Annotated in this window: 16 protein-coding genes; 9 read left to right on the top strand and 7 right to left on the bottom strand. The window is 70.2% G+C overall.

Annotation, left to right across the window (positions count from 1 at the left end; genetic code table 11):
- Positions 1-77: 77 nt before the first annotated feature.
- Together LUX31_RS30215 and LUX31_RS30210 are read left to right on the top strand one after the other, a co-directional pair.
- On the top strand, positions 78-1,562 hold the full coding sequence (locus LUX31_RS30215) for a PucR family transcriptional regulator (RefSeq protein WP_235478468.1): 1,485 nt from the start codon (positions 78-80) through the stop codon (positions 1,560-1,562).
- 72 nt (positions 1,563-1,634) lie between these two features.
- Complete coding sequence (locus LUX31_RS30210) at positions 1,635-2,477, top strand: phosphatase (protein WP_235478467.1); 843 nt, start codon at positions 1,635-1,637, stop codon at positions 2,475-2,477.
- Between the two features lie 10 nt (positions 2,478-2,487).
- On the opposite strand, the gene tesB is transcribed toward LUX31_RS30210, so the two are convergent.
- The 3 genes from tesB to LUX31_RS30195 form a co-directional block, all read right to left on the bottom strand.
- Complete coding sequence (gene tesB / locus LUX31_RS30205) at positions 2,488-3,369, bottom strand: acyl-CoA thioesterase II (RefSeq protein ID WP_235478466.1); 882 nt, start codon at positions 3,367-3,369, stop codon at positions 2,488-2,490.
- Positions 3,370-3,451: 82 nt separating this feature from the next.
- The gene (locus LUX31_RS30200) at positions 3,452-4,609 is read right to left on the bottom strand and encodes an acyl-CoA dehydrogenase family protein (protein WP_235478465.1); all 1,158 of its coding nucleotides are present in this window, start codon (positions 4,607-4,609) and stop codon (positions 3,452-3,454) included.
- Between the two features lie 97 nt (positions 4,610-4,706).
- Positions 4,707-5,315: an SACE_7040 family transcriptional regulator gene (locus tag LUX31_RS30195; RefSeq protein ID WP_235478464.1), complete on the bottom strand. Its 609-nt coding sequence runs from the start codon at positions 5,313-5,315 to the stop codon at positions 4,707-4,709.
- A 119-nt stretch (positions 5,316-5,434) separates the two neighbouring features.
- Between LUX31_RS30195 and LUX31_RS30190 the strand changes: the two genes are divergently transcribed.
- The 4 genes from LUX31_RS30190 to LUX31_RS30175 are packed head-to-tail and all read left to right on the top strand — an operon-like array spanning position 5,435 to position 11,234.
- Positions 5,435-7,051 carry a carboxyl transferase domain-containing protein gene (locus LUX31_RS30190; protein ID WP_235478463.1) on the top strand — a complete coding sequence of 539 codons (1,617 nt, stop codon included), beginning with the start codon at positions 5,435-5,437 and terminating at the stop codon, positions 7,049-7,051.
- Positions 7,052-7,110: 59 nt separating this feature from the next.
- Complete coding sequence (locus LUX31_RS30185) at positions 7,111-9,099, top strand: acetyl/propionyl/methylcrotonyl-CoA carboxylase subunit alpha (protein ID WP_235480111.1); 1,989 nt, start codon at positions 7,111-7,113, stop codon at positions 9,097-9,099.
- A complete protein-coding gene (locus LUX31_RS30180; protein ID WP_235478462.1) occupies positions 9,096-10,055 on the top strand; it encodes a hydroxymethylglutaryl-CoA lyase in 960 nt (319 codons plus the stop codon). Before LUX31_RS30185 ends, LUX31_RS30180 begins: the two co-directional genes overlap by 4 nt.
- 6 nt (positions 10,056-10,061) lie before the next feature.
- Positions 10,062-11,234 carry an acyl-CoA dehydrogenase family protein gene (locus tag LUX31_RS30175; protein ID WP_235478461.1) on the top strand — a complete coding sequence of 391 codons (1,173 nt, stop codon included), beginning with the start codon at positions 10,062-10,064 and terminating at the stop codon, positions 11,232-11,234.
- Here the strand turns inward: LUX31_RS30175 and LUX31_RS30170 are convergent.
- Together LUX31_RS30170 and LUX31_RS30165 are read right to left on the bottom strand one after the other, a co-directional pair.
- Positions 11,191-11,895, bottom strand: a complete 705-nt coding sequence (locus LUX31_RS30170; RefSeq protein WP_235478460.1) for a biliverdin-producing heme oxygenase — start codon at positions 11,893-11,895, stop codon at positions 11,191-11,193. The two genes, LUX31_RS30175 and LUX31_RS30170, sit on opposite strands and share 44 nt — an antisense overlap.
- Positions 11,895-13,052, bottom strand: coding sequence for a polyprenyl synthetase family protein (locus tag LUX31_RS30165; RefSeq protein WP_235478459.1), 1,158 nt, complete (start codon positions 13,050-13,052; stop codon positions 11,895-11,897). The genes LUX31_RS30170 and LUX31_RS30165 overlap by 1 nt, the downstream gene beginning before the upstream one ends.
- A gap of 243 nt (positions 13,053-13,295) precedes the next feature.
- Between LUX31_RS30165 and LUX31_RS30160 the strand changes: the two genes are divergently transcribed.
- Positions 13,296-14,216, top strand: a complete 921-nt coding sequence (locus LUX31_RS30160; RefSeq protein ID WP_235478458.1) for a hypothetical protein — start codon at positions 13,296-13,298, stop codon at positions 14,214-14,216.
- A gap of 33 nt (positions 14,217-14,249) precedes the next feature.
- Positions 14,250-14,483, top strand: a complete 234-nt coding sequence (locus tag LUX31_RS30155) for a hypothetical protein (protein ID WP_235478457.1) — start codon at positions 14,250-14,252, stop codon at positions 14,481-14,483.
- An 80-nt stretch (positions 14,484-14,563) separates the two neighbouring features.
- On the opposite strand, the gene LUX31_RS30150 is transcribed toward LUX31_RS30155, so the two are convergent.
- Both LUX31_RS30150 and LUX31_RS30145 read right to left on the bottom strand, forming a co-directional pair.
- On the bottom strand, positions 14,564-16,330 hold the full coding sequence (locus tag LUX31_RS30150; protein WP_235478456.1) for an NlpC/P60 family protein: 1,767 nt from the start codon (positions 16,328-16,330) through the stop codon (positions 14,564-14,566).
- 68 nt (positions 16,331-16,398) lie between these two features.
- Positions 16,399-16,746 carry an SCO4225 family membrane protein gene (locus LUX31_RS30145; RefSeq protein WP_235478455.1) on the bottom strand — a complete coding sequence of 116 codons (348 nt, stop codon included), beginning with the start codon at positions 16,744-16,746 and terminating at the stop codon, positions 16,399-16,401.
- A 121-nt stretch (positions 16,747-16,867) separates the two neighbouring features.
- Between LUX31_RS30145 and LUX31_RS30140 the strand changes: the two genes are divergently transcribed.
- Positions 16,868-18,127 (top strand): right-handed parallel beta-helix repeat-containing protein, encoded by a 1,260-nt coding sequence (locus LUX31_RS30140; protein ID WP_235478454.1) that lies wholly within the window; start codon positions 16,868-16,870, stop codon positions 18,125-18,127.
- Positions 18,128-18,507 lie beyond the last annotated feature (380 nt).

The raw sequence follows: 18,507 nt of genomic DNA, 5'->3' as shown, positions 1-18,507 counted from the left end.
GACTAGGTGGCCGGGACAGCACCAGGAAGTGTACGTTTCATCCACTGTCGCCGCCTCGTACGGATGGAACATCCATCATGTCCACCCTGCCGGACCCGGCCCCCTCCGTACCGCCCACACCCCCGGTCCCCCTCTCCGCCCTCCTCGCCCGCGAGGACCTCGCCCTGCGCCAGATCGCCGGCCCGACCGCCCCCGACCCGGCGATCCACTGGGCGCACGCGTCGGAAATGGCGGACCCGTACCCGTATCTGCTCGGCGGTGAGCTGCTGCTGACGGCCGGGGTGCACATCCCGGAGGCGGCCGGGTCGGGGACGTACTTCGACGACTACGTCTCCCGGATCGTCGAGGCCGGCGGCGCCGCGCTCGGCTTCGGGGTGGCGCCGGTGCACGACAGCGTGCCGCGGGCGCTGGTCGAGGCCTGCGACGCGTACGAGCTGCCGCTCGTCGAGGTCCCGCCGCGGACGACCTTCTCGGGCGTGGCCCGTGCCGTCTGGCAGCTCATGGCGCAGGCCCGGCTGGCCGAACTCCGCCGCGTGACGGAGGCCCAGCAGAGCCTGGCCGCCGCCGCGTCCCGCCCGGACCCGGTGCCCTCCGTGCTGCGCCAGCTGGCCCAGCGAGTGGGTGGCCGGGCGGTGCTGTACGGGCCGGACGGAGCGGAGATCGCGGCTGCGGGGCGGGAGACGGACGCAGCCGGTTCCCTGGCCGACCTCGCGGCCGTGGTCCGGCCCACCCGTGGCCCCGCCTCCGCCACGGACACCGACCCCACCGCCGGCACCCGTCTCGCCGCCTACGCCCTCGGCACCGGCCAGGGCTTCGTACTCGCCGTCGCGGCACCCGAACGTACGTCCGGCGACCACACGATCGCCTCCGTGGCCGCCGTACTCCTCGCCCTCCTCACCGGCGAACACCAGAGCGGCACCGGCGCCGCCCGCTCCTCGGCCCTCGTACGGCTGCTGCTGGGGGCGGCACCGGAGACCGTGGCGCCTCTGCTGGGCGGCGGCGAGCGCTGGACCGTCGTACACGCGCGGCCCGAAGCAGCCGACGGGCCGGCCCCCGATCCGGTGACCGCCTCGGCGCTCGGTACGGCGCTCGGCTCACCGCTGGTCGACGTCGACGGGGATGTCGTACGGGTCCTGCTGCCCGCCGGTCGTGAGGTCGCCCCGCAGCCCGGCTGGACGTGCGGGGTGAGCGCCCCGGCCGGTCCGCGCGAGTGGCCGTCCGCCGACACCCAGGCGGCCCGCGCGCTCGCCCGAGCCAGGGCGACCCGTACGCCCCTCGTCCGCCACGGCGAGCGGGCCGCGCTCTCGGACCTCGTCCCCGAAGCCGACGCGGCGGCCCACGCCCGCACCCTCCTCGCGCCGATCGCCGGGGCCCCGGCGCTGGTCGACACGTTGCGCACCTGGCTCTCCCTGCACGGGAGTTGGGACCGTACGGCGGTCGCGCTGGCCGTGCACCGCAACACCGTCCGGCAGCGGATCGCGCGCTGCACGGCCCTCCTCGGCACGGACCTCGACGATCCCGACGTACGGATGGAGTTGTGGTTCGCGATAAGGCAGTACTGACGTGGCGTGACCTGCGTCCCAGCGGTCGGGACGCCGGGCACGCGGGCTGTTGTCTGCCTCACAATGGGAGGCATGCCGATACCCGGGATTCCCAGCCGCGCCGAGCTTGTCGATCACCTTGTGAAAACCCGTATCGCGGGTGATGTCGCCACGCCCCGCGAGAACAACCTCTCCCATTACCGCAAGCTGGCGAACGGCGAACGGCACTACTGGCTCGGGCTGGAGCTGGGCGACCGCTGGACCGACGAGCAGGACGTGCTCGCGGTGATGGCCGAGCGCGTCGGCGTGAACGACGATCCCGAACACCGGTACGGCCAGGACACCATCGACCCCGAGCTGACGGTCGCCGCGCTGGAGCGGCTCGCGGCCCGGCTGCGCAAGGCGGCCGACGGCCAGCAGCGGGTCCTCTTCGCCACCGGCCACCCGGGCGGCCTGCTCGACGTGCACCGCGCCACGGCCGACGCGCTGCGGTCCGCCGGCTGCGAGATCGTCGTCATCCCGGACGGTCTGACGACGGACGAGGGGTACGTCTTCCAGTTCGCGGACGTGGCGGTGCTGGAGCACGGGGCCACGCTGTGGCACACCCACTCCGGCGAGCCGATGCGCGCGATTCTTACGGGACTTGAGCGCGAGGGCCGTCCGCTGCCCGACCTGGTCGTCGCCGACCACGGCTGGGCGGGGTACGCCGGACAGCACGGCATCGACTCGGTCGGGTACGCCGACTGCAACGACCCCGCGCTGTTCCTGGCCGAGTCGGAAGGCACCCTCCAGGTGGCCGTTCCGCTCGACGACCATGTGACGAGCCCGCGCTTCTACGACCCGCTGACGGCGTTCCTGCTCAACGAGGCCGGGCTGCTCGGCGAGAACGAGAGCGAAACCGACAGCGAAAGCGAAAGCGAAAGCGAAAGCGCGTAGAAACAGCTGGTCAGGAGGCGCGTGGGACCCGGATCACGCCCTCCTGGATGACCGTGATCGCCAGTTGTCCGTCCTGCGTGTAGATGCGGCCCTGGCCGAGCCCACGGCCGCCGGACGCGGACGGCGACTCCTGGTCGTACAGCAGCCATTCGTCGGCGCGGAACGGGCGGTGGAACCACATCGCGTGGTCCAGCGAGGCGCCGACCACGTCGTTCACCGCCCAGCCGCCTCGTCCGTGCGCGAGCAGGACCGAGTCGAGCAGCGTGTAGTCGGAGACGTAGGTGGCGAGGCACACGTGGAGCAGCGGTTCGTCCACCGCGCCGCCGAGCTTGCCGTTCGTACGGAACCAGACCTGGGAGCGCGGTTCGCGGGGCTCGCCGAACCTGCCGTAGGGCGGGTCGTCGACGTAGCGGATGTCGACGGCCTCGCGGGACTCCAGGAACTTCTCGACGATCGCCGGGTCCAGATGCGCGTACCTGGGGAGCTGTTCCTCGGCCGTGGGGAGGGTCGCCGGGTCGGGGGCGGCGGGCATCGGGGCCTGGTGGTCGAGGCCGTCCTCGTGCTGCTGGAAGCTCGCGGAGAGGTGGAAGATCGGCTGTCCGTGCTGGACCGCGACGACCCGCCGGGTGGTGAAGGAGCGGCCGTCGCGGATGCGGTCGACGGTGTAGACGATCGGCGCGCCGGGGTCGCCGGGGCGCAGGAAGTACGAGTGGAGCGAGTGGGCGGGACGGTCCGACGGGACCGTACGCCCGGCGGCGACGAGGGCCTGGGCCGCCACCTGCCCGCCGAAGACGCGGGGGACGATGGCGGGCCGGGACCGGCCGCGGAAGATGTTCTCCTCGATCTGCTCAAGGTCGAGCAGATCGAGGAGAGACTGAAGTGCCTGACTCATGCAGCCATTTCTACTGGCAAGTAATTTCCGGAACCTTACGGGTCCGTGTCCTGCAGGACCATGTCCTTACAGGCCTACTCCCTTACAGGCCCATGTCCTTCGCGATGATCGACTTCATGATCTCGCTGGTGCCGCCGTAGATGCGGTTGACGCGGTTGTCGGCGTACAGGCGGGCTATCGGGTACTCGTTCATGAAGCCGTAGCCGCCGTGCAGCTGGAGGCAGCGGTCGATCACGCGGTGGGCGACCTCGGTGCAGAACAGCTTGGCGCTGGCGGCCTCGGCGGGGGTCAGCTCGCCCGCGTCGAGGGCCTCCAGGGCGCGGTCCACGACGGCCTCGGCCGCGTCCACCTCGGCCTTGCAGGCGGCCAGCTCGAACTTGGTGTTCTGGAAGGACGCGACCGGCTTGCCGAAGACGGTGCGCTCCTGCACGTACTGCTGGGCGAACCGGACGGCGGCCTTGGCCTGCGCGTAGGCGCCGAAGGCGATGCCCCAGCGCTCGGAGGCGAGGTTGTGGCCGAGGTAGTAGAAGCCCTTGTTCTCCTCGCCGAGGAGGTCCTCGACGGGCACCTTGACGTCGACGAACGCCAGCTCGGCGGTGTCGGAGGTGCGCAGGCCGAGCTTGTCGAGCTTGCGGCCGATGGAGTAGCCCTCGGACTTGGTGTCCACGGCGAAGAGGGAGATGCCGTGGCGGCGGTCCTCGGCGCTGGGCGCGTCGGTGCGGGCGCAGACTATGACACGGTCGGCGTGGACGCCGCCGGTGATGAAGGTCTTGGAGCCGTTGAGGACGTAGTGGGTGCCGTCCTCGCTGAGCTTGGCGGTGGTCTTCATGCCCGCGAGGTCGGAGCCGGTGCCCGGCTCGGTCATGGCGAGGGCCCACATCTCCTCGGCGGAGACGAACTTCGGCAGGAAGCGCTTCTTCTGCTCGTCGGTGGCGAGCATCTTGATGTACGGCAGACCGAGCAGGACGTGTACTCCGGAGCCGCCGAACTGGACGCCCGCGCGGGACGTCTCCTCGTACATCACGGCCTCGAACTTGTACGAGTCGATGCCGGCGCCACCGAACTCCTCCGGGACGTTGATCCCGAAGAGGCCCAGCTCGGCCAGCTTGTAGTAGAACTCGCGCGGCGCCTGGCCCGCGGCGAACCACTCGTCGTAGACGGGCACGACCTCGGCCTCGATGAAGGCACGAAGGGTCTCCCGGAACGCCTCGTGATCCTCGTTGAACACAGTACGGCGCACCGCCGCCTCCTCGATTCGACTTGCCTAAGCGCTTGCTCAGATCAACCGTACCGGCGAGTACGAAGCCCCGTCCAGGGGAGTTGGGCCGTAACGCTCGTCACTCTCCCGCCGAGCCCGGCACCTCCGCCGCCGCGAACGCCCCCCTGGCCATCCGGTGCAACAGGGCCGCCGTGGTGCCCCGGCCCGGAAGGGCGCCCGGGCGGCCCAGGTGCGGGGTCGAGTTCAGGAGGCCGAAGACCGAGTGGACCGCCGAGCGGGCCGTCGGTTCGGTCAGCTCCGGGTAGACCTCGCGCACCACCTCCACCCATAGCTCGACGTACTGCCGCTGGAGCTGGCGCACCAGCTTGCGGTCGCTGTCGCGCAGGCGGTCCAGTTCGCGGTCGTGGAGGGTGATCAGGGGGCGGTCGTCCAGGGCGAAGTCGATATGGCCCTCGATGAGGGAGTCGAGGAGAGTCTCGGGGTCGCCGTCGGACTCCGCGACCCGCCGCTTGCCGCCCGTCAGGAGCTGGCCGCTGATGCCCACCAGCAGTTCGGCGAGCATCGCGTCCTTGCCCGGGAAGTGGCGGTAGAGGCCGGGGCCGCTGATGCCCACCGCGGCCCCTATCTCGTCCACGCCCACACCATGGAAACCGCGCTCGGCGAAGAGCCGGGCAGCCTCCTTGAGGATCTGCTCGCGACGGGTCGGGGCGTCGGTTCTGGTGGCCATGCAAATGATTCTAGACACGGAGGTTAGCGGTCGTTAACCTGGAGGAAATGCGTTAACGCTCATTAACTAGTCGGCCGTCGGCGGATCGCCGGACGACCACTGGGTGAGGAGACCGCAGGATGCAGGAGGCACCGGAGCTGCACAGCGCGGCGGACCCCGCGTCGGAGGCCTGGCGGGCCAACGAGGCGGCTCACCGTGCGCTGGTCGAGGAGCTGCACGGCAAGCTGGCCGTGGCCCGGCTGGGCGGAGGCGAGAAGGCCCGGGCCCGGCACACCGCGCGCGGGAAGCTGCTTCCCCGGGAGCGGGTGGACCAGCTCCTTGATCCCGGGTCGCCCTTCCTGGAGCTGGCTCCCCTCGCCGCCGACGGGATGTACGAGGGTCAGGCACCGGCCGCAGGTGTCATCGCCGGGATCGGGCGGGTCAGCGGGCGTGAGTGCGTGATCGTCGCCAATGACGCCACTGTCAAGGGCGGCACGTACTACCCGATGACCGTCAAGAAGCATCTCCGCGCGCAGGAGGTCGCCCTCGAAAACCGGCTCCCCTGCATCTACCTGGTGGACTCCGGCGGGGCCTTCCTGCCCATGCAGGACGAGGTCTTCCCCGACCGTGACCACTTCGGGCGGATCTTCTTCAACCAGGCCCGCATGTCCGGCGCCGGGATTCCGCAGATCGCCGCCGTGCTGGGGTCCTGCACGGCCGGTGGGGCCTACGTCCCGGCCATGAGCGACGAAGCCGTCATCGTCCGCAATCAGGGGACGATCTTCCTGGGCGGGCCCCCATTGGTGAAGGCCGCCACCGGTGAGGTCGTCACCGCCGAGGAGCTGGGCGGAGGGGACGTCCACGCGCGCGTGTCGGGTGTTACGGACCATCTCGCCGAGGACGACGCGCACGCCCTGCGCATCGTCCGGAACATCGCCGCGACCCTCCCCGCGCGCGGGGCGCTCCCCTGGGACGTCCGGCCGGCCATCGAGCCGAAGGTGGATCCGCACGGGCTGTACGGGGCGGTACCCGTCGACCCCCGCACCCCCTACGACGTACGGGAGATCATCGCGCGCGTGGTCGACGGTTCTCGTTTCTCGGAGTTCAAGGCCGAATTCGGGCAGACCCTGGTCACCGGGTTCGCGCGGATCCACGGGCACCCGGTCGGGGTGATCGCCAACAACGGCATCCTGTTCTCCGAATCCGCCCAGAAGGGCGCCCACTTCATCGAGCTGTGCGACCAGCGCGGCATCCCGCTGCTGTTCCTCCAGAACATCTCCGGGTTCATGGTGGGGCGCGACTACGAGGCGGGGGGCATCGCCAAGCACGGCGCCAAGATGGTCACGGCGGTGGCCTGCACGCGCGTGCCCAAGCTGACGGTGGTGGTCGGCGGGTCGTACGGGGCCGGGAACTACTCGATGTGCGGCCGGGCGTATTCACCGCGCTTCCTGTGGATGTGGCCCGGCGCCAAGATCTCGGTCATGGGCGGCGAGCAGGCGGCCTCCGTCCTCGCGACCGTCAAGCGGGACCAGCTGGAGTCCCGTGGGGAGTCCTGGCCGGCGGCGGACGAGGACGCCTTCAAGGACCCGATCCGCGCGCAGTACGAGCGCCAGGGCAACGCCTACTACGCGACCGCCCGGCTCTGGGACGACGGCGTCATCGACCCCCTGGAAACCCGCCAGGTACTGGGACTCGCGCTCACCGCCTGCGCCAACGCGCCACTGGGCGAACCCCAGTTCGGCGTCTTCCGGATGTGAGACGTGAGGGGACCTCTGACGATGACGAAGGCGCAGGCCAAGGCGAAAGGGCGATGACGATGTTCGATACGGTGCTTGTCGCCAACCGGGGCGAGATCGCGGTCCGGGTCGTCCGCACCCTGCGCGCGCTGGGCGTGCGTTCGGTGGCCGTCTTCTCCGACGCGGACGCCGACGCCCGGCACGTCCGGGAGGCCGACACGGCGGTACGGATCGGACCTGCGGCAGCGGCGGAGAGCTATCTGTCCGTCCCCCGCATCCTCGAAGCCGCCGCCGGCACCGGCGCCCGGGCCGTGCACCCGGGGTACGGCTTCCTCGCGGAGAACGCGGGCTTCGCGCGCGCGTGCGTCGACGCCGGGCTCGTCTTCATCGGGCCGCCCGCCGACGCGATCTCCCTGATGGGCGACAAGATCAGCGCCAAGGAGACGGTCCGCGCGGCCGGGGTCCCGGTGGTCCCCGGGTCGAGCGGCAGCGGCCTCACCGACGCCGAACTGGCCGACGCGGCACGGGAGATCGGCATGCCGGTGCTCCTCAAGCCCAGCGCGGGCGGGGGCGGCAAGGGCATGCGGCTGGTGCGGGAGGCAGGCGCGCTGGCGGAGGAGATCGCCGCCGCCCGCCGCGAGGCCCGCGCCTCCTTCGGCGACGACACGCTCCTCGTGGAGCGGTGGGTGGACCGGCCCCGGCACATCGAGATCCAGGTCCTGGCCGACGGCCACGGAAACGTCGTGCACCTGGGCGAGCGCGAGTGTTCGCTCCAGCGGCGGCACCAGAAGATCATCGAGGAGGCGCCCTCCGTCCTCCTCGACGAAGGCACGCGCGCGTCCATGGGCGAGGCGGCCGTCCAGGCGGCCCGCTCCTGCGGCTACGTCGGCGCGGGGACGGTCGAGTTCATCGTCCCGGGCAGCGATCCCGCCTCGTACTACTTCATGGAGATGAACACCCGCCTCCAGGTGGAGCACCCGGTGACGGAGCTGGTCACCGGCCTCGACCTGGTGGAGTGGCAGCTGCGGGTCGCGGCGGGCGAGCCACTGCCCTTCGGACAGGAGGACGTACGGCTGACCGGGCACGCCGTGGAGGCCCGGGTCTGCGCGGAGACCGTGTCCGTCAGGGAGGGCTCCCGCGGGTTCCTGCCCTCCGGCGGGACGGTGCTCGCCCTGCGCGAACCCTCCGGTGACGGCGTACGCACCGACTCGGGGCTGGCCGAGGGCGCGGAGGTCGGTTCGCTGTACGACCCGATGCTGTCCAAGGTGATCGCGTACGGCCCGGATCGTCCTACCGCGCTCCGTAAGCTCCGCGCCGCCCTCGCGGAGACGGTCACACTGGGCGTGCCGACGAACGCGGGGTTCCTGCGCCGGCTCCTCGCCCATCCGGCGGTCGTGGCGGGCGAGTTGGACACGGGGCTGGTCGAGCGCGAGGTGGACTCCCTCGTACCGGACGGGGTGCCGGAGGAGGTGTACGAGGCGGCGGCGGCCGTACGGATGGAGGCGCTGCGGCCGAAGGCGGGGGTAGAGGAGGGCGGCTGGACGGATCCCTTCTCGGTGCCCAACGGTTGGCGGCTCGGCGGCACACCCAAGCCGGTCGGCTTCTCCCTGCGCGTGCCGGGACTTGAACCCGTCACTCATGTGGGACATGGCACCCACACCGTCACCGACGATCAGGTGTCCGTGGTCCTGGACGGCATCCGGCACACGTTCCACCGCGCCGGCGAGTGGCTGGGCCGGGACGGCGACGCGTGGCAGGTGCGCGACCACGACCCCGTGGCCGCCGCCCTGACCGGCTCCGCACACTCCGGCGCCGACTCGCTCACGGCGCCCATGCCGGGGACGGTGACGGTCGTGAAGGTCGCCGTCGGCGACGAGGTGACGGCCGGGCAGAGCCTGCTGGTCGTGGAGGCGATGAAGATGGAGCACGTCATCTCCGCCCCGCACGCGGGCACGGTCGCCGAGCTGGACGTCACCCCGGGGACGACGGTCGCCATGGACCAGGTGCTCGCCGTGATCACCCCCGCGGAGTCCTTGGCAGAGCGGGCCTCGGCAGAGGAGGAGAAATGACGCTCCCCATGGTCGTACCGGCCCCGGGTCTGCCCGCGCGGGTCAGGATCCACGAGGTCGGCGCGCGTGACGGGCTGCAGAACGAGAAGGCGACCGTGCCGACGGCGGTGAAGGCGGAGTTCATCCGCCGACTCGCCGACGCGGGCCTGACGACGATCGAAGCGACGAGCTTCGTCCACCCCAAGTGGGTGCCCCAACTGGCGGACGCGGAGGACCTGTTCCCCCAGATCAGCGATCTCCCCGTACGGCTGCCGGTGCTCGTTCCGAACGGACGCGGCCTGGACCGGGCCCTGGCGCTCGGCGCACGGCAGGTAGCCGTCTTCGCCAGCGCGACCGAATCCTTCGCCAAGGCCAACCTCAACCGCACGCTCGACGAGTCGCTCGCGGTGTTCGAGCCGGTGGTGCGGCGGGCGAAGGACGAGGGGGCGCACGTACGCGGCTATGTGTCGATGTGCTTCGGCGACCCCTGGGAGGGGCCGGTCCCGATCCACCAGGTCGTACGGGTGTGCAGGGCGCTGCGGGACATGGGCTGCGACGAGCTGAGCCTCGGCGACACGATCGGTGTCGCCACCCCCGGCCATGTCCTGGAGCTGCTCTCCTCCCTCAACGAACAGGGCGTGCCGGCGAACGTGCTCGGCGTGCACTTCCACGACACCTACGGGCAGGCTCTCGCCAACACCCTGGCCGCGCTCCAGCACGGCGTCACCACCGTGGACGCCTCAGCGGGCGGCCTCGGCGGCTGCCCGTTCGCCAAGTCGGCGACCGGCAACCTGGCCACCGAGGACCTGGTGTGGATGCTCCAGGGCCTCGGCATCGAGACCGGGGTCGACCTCGCCGGCCTGGTCGCCACGAGCACATGGATGGCGGAGCAACTGGGCCGACCGAGCCCGTCCCGCACCGTACGAGCCCTGTCCCACAAGGATGCGCAGGCCTCACAGCTTCCCCAGGAGAAGTGAACGACCATGGACCACAAGCTCTCCCCCGAACTGGAAGAACTCCGCCGTACGGTCGAGCAGTTCGCGCACGATGTCGTGACCCCGAAGATCGGCGACTTCTACGAGCGGCACGAGTTCCCGTACGAGATCGTCCGTGAGATGGGCCGGATGGGCCTGTTCGGGCTGCCATTCCCGGAGGAGTACGGCGGTATGGGCGGCGACTATCTGGCGCTGGGCATCGCGCTGGAGGAACTGGCGCGGGTGGACTCGTCGGTGGCGATCACCCTGGAGGCGGGGGTCTCGCTGGGTGCGATGCCGATCCACCTGTTCGGCACGGAGGAGCAGAAGCGGGAGTGGCTGCCGCGCCTCTGCACCGGCGAGATCCTGGGCGCGTTCGGCCTGACGGAGCCGGACGGCGGCTCGGACGCGGGCGCGACCCGTACGACGGCCCGCCTCGACCCCGACACCGACGAATGGGTGATCAACGGCACGAAGTGCTTCATCACCAACTCGGGTACGGACATCACGGGCTTCGTGACAGTGACGGCGGTGACGGGCCGCAAGCCGGACGGCAGGCCGCACATCTCGGCGATCCTCGTGCCGTCGGGCACGGCAGGGTTCACGGTGGCGGCGCCGTACTCGAAGGTCGGCTGGAACGCCTCGGACACCCGGGAGCTGTCCTTCGCGGACGTCCGGGTCCCGGCGGCGAACCTGGTCGGCGAGGAGGGGCGCGGGTACGCCCAGTTCCTGCGCATCCTCGACGAGGGGCGGATCGCGATCGCGGCGCTGGCGACAGGGCTTGCCCAGGGCTGTGTGGACGAGTCGGTGAAGTACGCCAAGGAACGGCAGGCGTTCGGGCGGCCGATCGGCGCGAACCAGGCGATCCAGTTCAAGATCGCGGACATGGAGATGAAGGCCCACACGTCCCGCTTGGCCTGGCGGGACGCGGCCTCACGCCTCGTATCGGGCGAGCCCTTCAAGAAGGAGGCGGCCCTGGCCAAGCTGTACTCGTCCACGATCGCCGTGGACAACGCCCGCGACGCGACGCAGATCCACGGCGGCTACGGCTTCATGAACGAGTACCCGGTGGCCCGGATGTGGCGCGACTCGAAGATCCTGGAGATCGGTGAGGGCACCAGCGAGGTGCAACGGATGCTCATCGCGAGGGAGTTGGGGCTGGGGTTGGAGATGGCAGGCTGAGGCCCTCGGACAGGGCCCCGGTGATCGCGGCGGTGTGCCGGTAGGCGATCCGGGCCGCCGCGATGATCTGCTCCTGCGCCTCGGGGGCGGTGAGGGCCTGGTTCATACGGGATGTGAAGCGGGCCCAACGGTCACGGTCGCCGCTGGTGTAGTAGGCGACTCCGTCGGTGCCGGGGAGGCCGTAGGCGGCGGTGACGTACGAGTGGAGGAAGAGGGCGCCGAGCGTCGAGCCCTCCATGACGTAGAGGTACCCGAGGAGGGCGGGGAGGTCGGCGTCGGCGGCGCGCTGCCGTATGTCGGCGGCGAAGGCGTCCGCTTCCTCGGCGGCCCAGGGGCCTGGGACGGTACCGAGGTCGGCGAAGTAGGCCAAGTCGCGCTCGATGAGCGGGAGTTTGACGAGGTCCGGCGACCACACGGCGTCGCCGGCATCGGAGGAGGGGTCCGGGACGGAGGAGGGGTCCGGGACGCGTGGGAGTTCCCCTTCCAGCGCCTCCAACACCACCCGGTAGGCAGCGAGTTGGCCGACGTACCGCTCGACGGGAAGTGTCCCGGCGATCATCGCGCTCGCGAAGGGAGTGGCCTCCAGGGCGTCATGCCAGTCGCGGGTGCTGGCACGCAGCCGCTCAACCACCGTGGCCGGAACCGGAACCGGGGCGGCCATCACGTACCGCTCCGCTGCTGGAGCGTCTCGTGGAGACGGTCGATGAGGTGGCCCTTGCGTTCGATGGTCAGGTCGAAGTAGGCGGCGCTGCGGTCGGACCGGCACACGCGGTACACGCTCTCCTTGGCGTCACGCTTCAACCGGACGGCTTCGGCGGCGAGTTCGAGGAGTGCCGACTCCAGTTTGGGATGCCCGAGGACGTAGGCCTTCAACTGCTCCCCCGCCAGAGCCGGTGACTCCGGGTCGAGCAGTTCGAGGAAGACCCGGTTGCTGAGCCCGTCGTAGTCCTCGTGGATCCTGCCGCCGCCGAACTCGGGTACGAAGTCGGTGAGGTCGTTGAACAGCTGGCTGGCCAGGCCGAGTTGGCGCATGGCGACGTCCAGGATGTCCTGCTCGTCCTCGACGACGCGCAGGCCCGCGAGTGCCGAGTCGAGCGGCATCCGGAACAGCGTGCCGGTCTTGAGGGCGGCCAGCGACTCCCAGTAGGCGACGCGCTCGTCGATGGACGCGGCCGTGAGTTCGGCGCGGGTCTCGGCCGTGTGCGTGGACAGGTCGACGGCCTGCCCGGTGAAGCCGCTCTCGACCGCGCGCACCAGGCTGTCCACGACAGCGGGATCGTCCGCGTGCCGCAGGACGGCCGCGATCAGCCAGGAACCGGTGTTGAGAGCGAGCGGTACGCCATGGGTGACATGGAGCGCGGGTTCGCCGTACCGGACGTCGCTGCCGTCCTGAATGTCGTCGATGGCGACGAAGGCCTTGAGCATGACCCGTACGGACACGGCGGCCCGCCGGACGAGAGCCAGGTCCGCCTCGGCACCGCCGTCCCCGATCTCGTCGGGGAATCCCCGGTAGTTGCGGTAGGCCCAGTAGACCATCGAGGGCCGCAGCGGGGCCCGGTTGCCGCCGGGCGCCCCGGCGGTCGGGGGCAGCGCCTCCTGGCCCACCTTGGACCCGACGGCGTCGGCGACGGGTTGGTAGAGGGAGCGCCGCAGGGCGGCCTCGTACACGGACTGCGCGGAGACCGCCGCAGGGGCGGTCAACGAGCTGAGAAACTCGGCCAGATCCTCCTCCAGCAGAGCGGCGTCACTCCGCACGACGCCCGCCACCGCTTCCCTTACTTCCGCCGCCCCACCAACGACCTTCTCCGTGGCACCCATTCCCGCCTCAGCCTCCGCTTCCGGCTCCCACCCCCGACCCCCGTCGACACGCAGAAGCGTGATCGAAACCGGGGTGTTTCGCAAGGGAGTTCGAGGCCAGGGTGGAGGCCGATATGGCGAAATCCGGCCTCTAAGCCGCCTACGCAGGTCTACCTGGCAAATTCCCATGGCAAAGTCACTCGAACGACTGAACAAGTCACCTTGGCGCCATAGCAACGCATTCAGACCATTACGTTCCATCGCATGGTCAGCTCAGCGCATGAGGCGATGCACCAGATCTTTCGGGAGGATCCGGGGCTGGTCGCCCGAGTCCTCCCGAAGGCCGGCATCGCCTTCCCCGAACCGACGGCCACCCGGCTCGTGGACACCGATCTCACCGAGATCAAGCCCTTGGCACGCCGTGTGGACACCCTGCTGGAAGTCGAGGTCGACACGGCGGACGGCGGAGGCTATCTGCTGCTCGTGGAGTCCCAGGGCAAACCGGACCCGGACAAGTTCAGCAGTTGGGCGTACTACTTGGCGCACGTCCACGCCGAACGCAAGTTGCCCCCGGTCCTGCTGGTGGTGTGCCAGGACAAGAACACCGCCTCCTGGGCAGCGAACCCGATCCGCATCGGACTGCCGGTCCACACCAGCATGATGGTCTTCCCGCTGGTCCTGGGCCCCGACAACGTTCCCTCGATCCTCGACCCGGACGAGGCGGCAGCGGATCTCCCCCTGGCCGTGTTCTCCGCGCTCGCCCACGCCAAGGACCCGGCCCTCCCTGCGATACTGGACACGCTGGCGGCAGCGGTGGACATCGTCGGCGACGACGTCGCGGTGGAGTGGGTGGAATTCACGGAAGTCGGCCTGGACAACACCCAGGCCCGCGCACACTGGAGGAAACTGATGGCAATGCGTACGAGCCGCTTCCCCGGCCGCGGCACCATCATCGAGGAAACCCGCATCAAGGCCCACGCCGAGGGCCGCGTCGAGGGCCGCGTCGAGGGACACACCGAGAGCCGTGCCAAGGACATCCTCCGCCTCCTCGAAGTCCGCGGCATCGACGTCCCCGAGGCTGCCCGCGAACGCATCACCACCTGCGCCGACCTGGACACCCTCGGCACCTGGTTCGACCGGGCCATCACAGCCGCCGACACGGATGAGCTGTTCCGAGAGGCATAGCCAAGAACGGCACACCGGAGAAACCTGATGGCCATGCACGCGAGCCGATTCCCCGGCCACGACACCGTCTTTGAGGAAGCCCGCATCAAGGGCCGCGCCACGGCCCGCTCCGAGGACATCCTCCGCGTCCTCGAACTCCGCGGCATCGACGTCCCCGAAGCCGCCCGCGAACGCATCACCAACTGCACCGACCTGGACACCCTCGGCACCTGGCTCGACCGGACCCTCACAGTCGCCAGCACAGAGGAACTGTTCCAAGAGGCATAACCCCAGAGCCCGCCGACATAGGGCCGCGCCACCGGAGTTCGCCGGTGGCGCGGCCCTATGTCTGCCCAGCCCGGCTCGGCTCAGATCCGATGCACCGTATGCAGCGTCGCGGCATACGTCCCCGCCCCGTCCAGCAGTGACGCGCCGCCCAGGTCGGACATCGTGGGCCCGTTGACGGTCTTGCGGCTGGAGAGGAAGCGGCGTTTGCCGCCCACGTCGAGGCCCAGGTAGATGCCGACGTGGTCGACAGTGACCGTCGGGTTGTCGTCGCCGGAGTCGGCGTTGAAGAGGACCAGGTCGCCGGGCTGGAGGAGCGCGGCGGCGGGCGGGTTGACGCCGTCGGTGCGGTCGATGCGTACGCCGGGGGCGTAGTCGACCATGTGCCGGGACTTGCGCGGGATACGGAGCCCGGTGGTGTCCTCGCCGGCGGCCATCGGAACGCCCAGGTGGTAGCCGTAGACCATGCGTGTGTAGCCGGAGCAGTCGAGGTTGCCGACCTGCTTGCTGGACGGCCCGGTATAGACGCCGTCGTCGAAGGTCCAGCCGAGGTTCATGTACTCGTGGAAGTCGGCGCCCTCGTAGAGGTAACCCTGGGGATCGAGATACCCGTACTCGGCCTTGCCCAGCACCTGCTTGCCCTGGGCGGGCCCGGAACCGGCGGTCACGGCGGGGGCGCCGCCGAGGAACATGGCGGCGTAGGCGAGCGCGTCGGGAGCGGTGGACCCGACCCACCCGCGTATGACGTTCTCGACCTCCCCGTTCCAGGTCCCGTCGAAGGGCTGGGGCAGTACGCGTACCCAGTCGCCGTGGGTGACGCTCGGCGGGACTGCCCAGTTGGCGGCGTCGACCTGGAAGCGGCTGACGGTGAGGGTGACGGGCAGATTGGTGCACCCGGTATTGGCCAGCGCGCGCAGCCCGACCCGCCCCTTGGCGAAGGTGGGGTCGCTGACCTCGAAGGCCCACCCCTCCGGCTCGTCCTCGTCCGACGCGGAGGCCCACGCCTTGGCGCGGATGACGGTCCCCTCGCGGCGCACGCGAATCGTCCACTGGGTACCTGCGGCGACTCCTGTGGCAAGGGTCAGGGATGTGCCCAACTGAGTGACGGCGTCGGCGACTTCCTTCTCGACACGGAACTGCACGGCCCCGTTGGTGAGAAAGGACAGCCGGGCTCGGTAATTACTGTGCGTGCTCTGGTAACCGAAGGTCACCCCGTACGAACACGCCTCCCCCGTCGGCACCTTGTCGAAGGAGGCCACGGCACGCACATCGACGTCGGTGATCTCACCGTCGCGCAGACTGGCGTGCCGACTGACGCCGTCCGTGGTCAGGGCGATCTTCCCGGCCCCGGGCACTACCGAGTAGTCGGCGTCGCCGCCCCCGAGCGTGGCCCAACTCCCGCCACCGGGCGAGGTCCCCCAGTACGCCCGCTCACCCTCCGGCAGGCTCACATCCGGCAGAGTGCGCTGAAAGTCGTCCACGAAGGGCCGCTTGTTCTCGACGAACGTCCGCTCCGGGCCCGGCAGTACGACGGTCCGCGCACCGTGCGTCAGCAACGCGACCCGCTTGCCACCGGAGGCGACCTCGGTGCGGGCCGGGGTCCCTGGGATCACGGTCGCGGTGAGGGCGGTGCCCAGAGTGAGCTGGGCGAAGTAGGAGGCGTCCAGCGGAGGCAGGGTCACTGCTGAACGGGCGCCTGCGGCAAGGCCGTTCGAGGCCGGGAAGGGCTGGACGGTTGCTGCCGAGTCGGCGGCGGCGCGTGCGGGGGCGACGGCCAGGGCGCTGAGGGGGACTGAGGCAGCGGAGGCCGCTATGGCGGCCAGGAGGTGGCGGCGGGAGGTGGCGGGCATAGGGGGCATGATCTCGTACGGGGGTCGGGCGGGCGGAGTGGTTTTCGGCGGTGCGGCTGGTGGTGGGGTCAGACACCGCCGACGGTACGGGCCGACGCCGGACGGATCCTGCGCAGCGCAAACCCCATGAAGGCCGCGTTCGCCAGAGCAGCCACCCCGATCCCCACCAGGTAGACCGCCAGGAACGCCCCGTCGCCCGTGCCGTTCAGGGTGCCCTCCGGCAGGAGGGTGTACAGGAGGCTCAGCGGGGCCGTCAGGAGCCACGGGACCGCGCCCGCCATCGAGGCGTCGGTGTGGGAGACGAAGAAGGTGTCTACGAGGAAGAAGCCCGTCGCCGCGACGACCACGGCCAGGTAGCCGCGGGAGAGCCAGTTGTCCGTGGCCAGGGTGAGCAGGGTGCGGCGGTTGTTGCTCATGATGGCCTCCGGTACGTGTGGTGCGTCGTGTGATGCAGTGCGTTCACGATGGCCCGCGCACGGCCGCCTCGGCATGAGTACACCTACTCATCCGTAATTGAGCTTCAGGGGGATTCACCACATGGGAAACACGCAGAACAACGCGGAGAACACCGCGCCCCGCACCCGCAGACTGTTCCTCGGCGGAGCCGCGGTCGGTGTCACCACCGCCGCCCTCACCGGAATCGGCGCGGCCACCGCCACCACCGCGACCGCCGCCGAGGGGGACGCGCCCGAGGTCAACGGCCTCGGGTGGCACGACGTACGCGGCTACGGCGCCACCGGTGACGGCACCACCGACGACACCCTCGCCATCCAGGCCGCCCTGGACGCCTGCGAGCCCGGCAACACGGTGTATCTGCCGGCGGGTCAGTACCGTACGAGCGCGCCGGTCAAGATACCGCCGTACGTCACGCTCCAGGGGACCCACGGCGGCGGCGAGAACGAATGGGGCGCGGCCGACCCCGCGTTCGGGCTGAAGCCGTTGCCGGGGTTCACGGGTGAGGCCGTCGTGCTGGTGCTCGACCAACTCCGTGGCGGGTACGCCACCAAGTCCGTCGAGGTGCGGATTCTTCAACTGACCATCGATGGCAGCGCGTTGCCCGTGGGTGGTGCCGAGGTCGACGGGATCCGGGCCGTCGGGCAGGTCCAGCACCTCCAACTGCGGGACGTACAGGTGCGGAAGGTCACCGGGCACGGCATCAACACCACCTACAACGAGGCCGTGCCCACGGGCCCGCAGGCGCCGTTCTGTCTGCACTTCGACCGGGTCTCCGTCCTCTGGCCGGGGACCTACGGCATCGCGCTCAACAACTCCACGGACTCCGTCCTGCACGACGTGTACGTGCTCGGCGGGAACGGCTCCGGCTGGTGGATCGCGGGGGCCGGCAACTCGACGTTCAGCAGTTGCCGGGCCGAGTGGTCGGCCAAGGAGGGCTTCGTACTGCGGACTTGGCAAGGGGTCGTCCAGTTCAGCGGCTGCTCCACCGACCGCAACGGCTACGACGGCATCAACGTGCAGAACACCGACAGCAAGGGCATCCTCCAGCTCAGCGGCTGCCGGCTGACCCGTGACGGCCGCAACGGCGGTACGGGCGGGGGCGGTTACGCCGGGCTGAAGGTGCGGAACACCACCGCCAAGGTCTTCGCCGACGGTCTGCTCGTCACCGCCGGGAACGACGACGACGGTTCACTGGGGGCCTCCCCGGCCCGGGGGGTGTCCGCCGGCAACTCGGCCTGCACCGTGGTGAGTTCGGGCTTCGTCGACGGCGTGGAGATCGACTGGCACGACGACGGCGGCAACACGGTCTTCCAGAAGGGGGCGACTGTCGTCCTGTCGTAGCCGTGGTCGTCCTGTCGTAGCCGTGGTCGTCCTGTCGTGACCCTGGTCTCCCTGTCGCAGTCCTGGTCGTCCTGGCTGGAAACCGCGCTGCCGGTGACCGCTCGACATGCTCTCGCAAGGCTCGATCCCGCCGGGGTCGGGCCTTGCGGCCGTTCAGCAACCCCTCCCCCGAGCCACCTGAGCTATCTGAGCTATCTGAGCTACCTTCACCTTCGCGGTACAGACATCGCTCCAGTGCTTGAATAAGCACCCACGCAGACAGCACACCTTCGATCCACAGGCCGTTCACAGAAACGGGCACACGTCACCCCGGGCATCCCACTTCCCGGAACCGCCCTCTGGACAACAGCTGAGGTTAGGCTAACCTACCTTTCGAATTG

This window comes from Streptomyces sp. GQFP (assembly GCF_021545335.1).
Lineage (GTDB): Bacteria > Actinomycetota > Actinomycetes > Streptomycetales > Streptomycetaceae > Streptomyces.
Note: the sequence above shows the minus strand (reverse complement) of the source record. Positions and strands in the feature narration are given on the sequence as shown.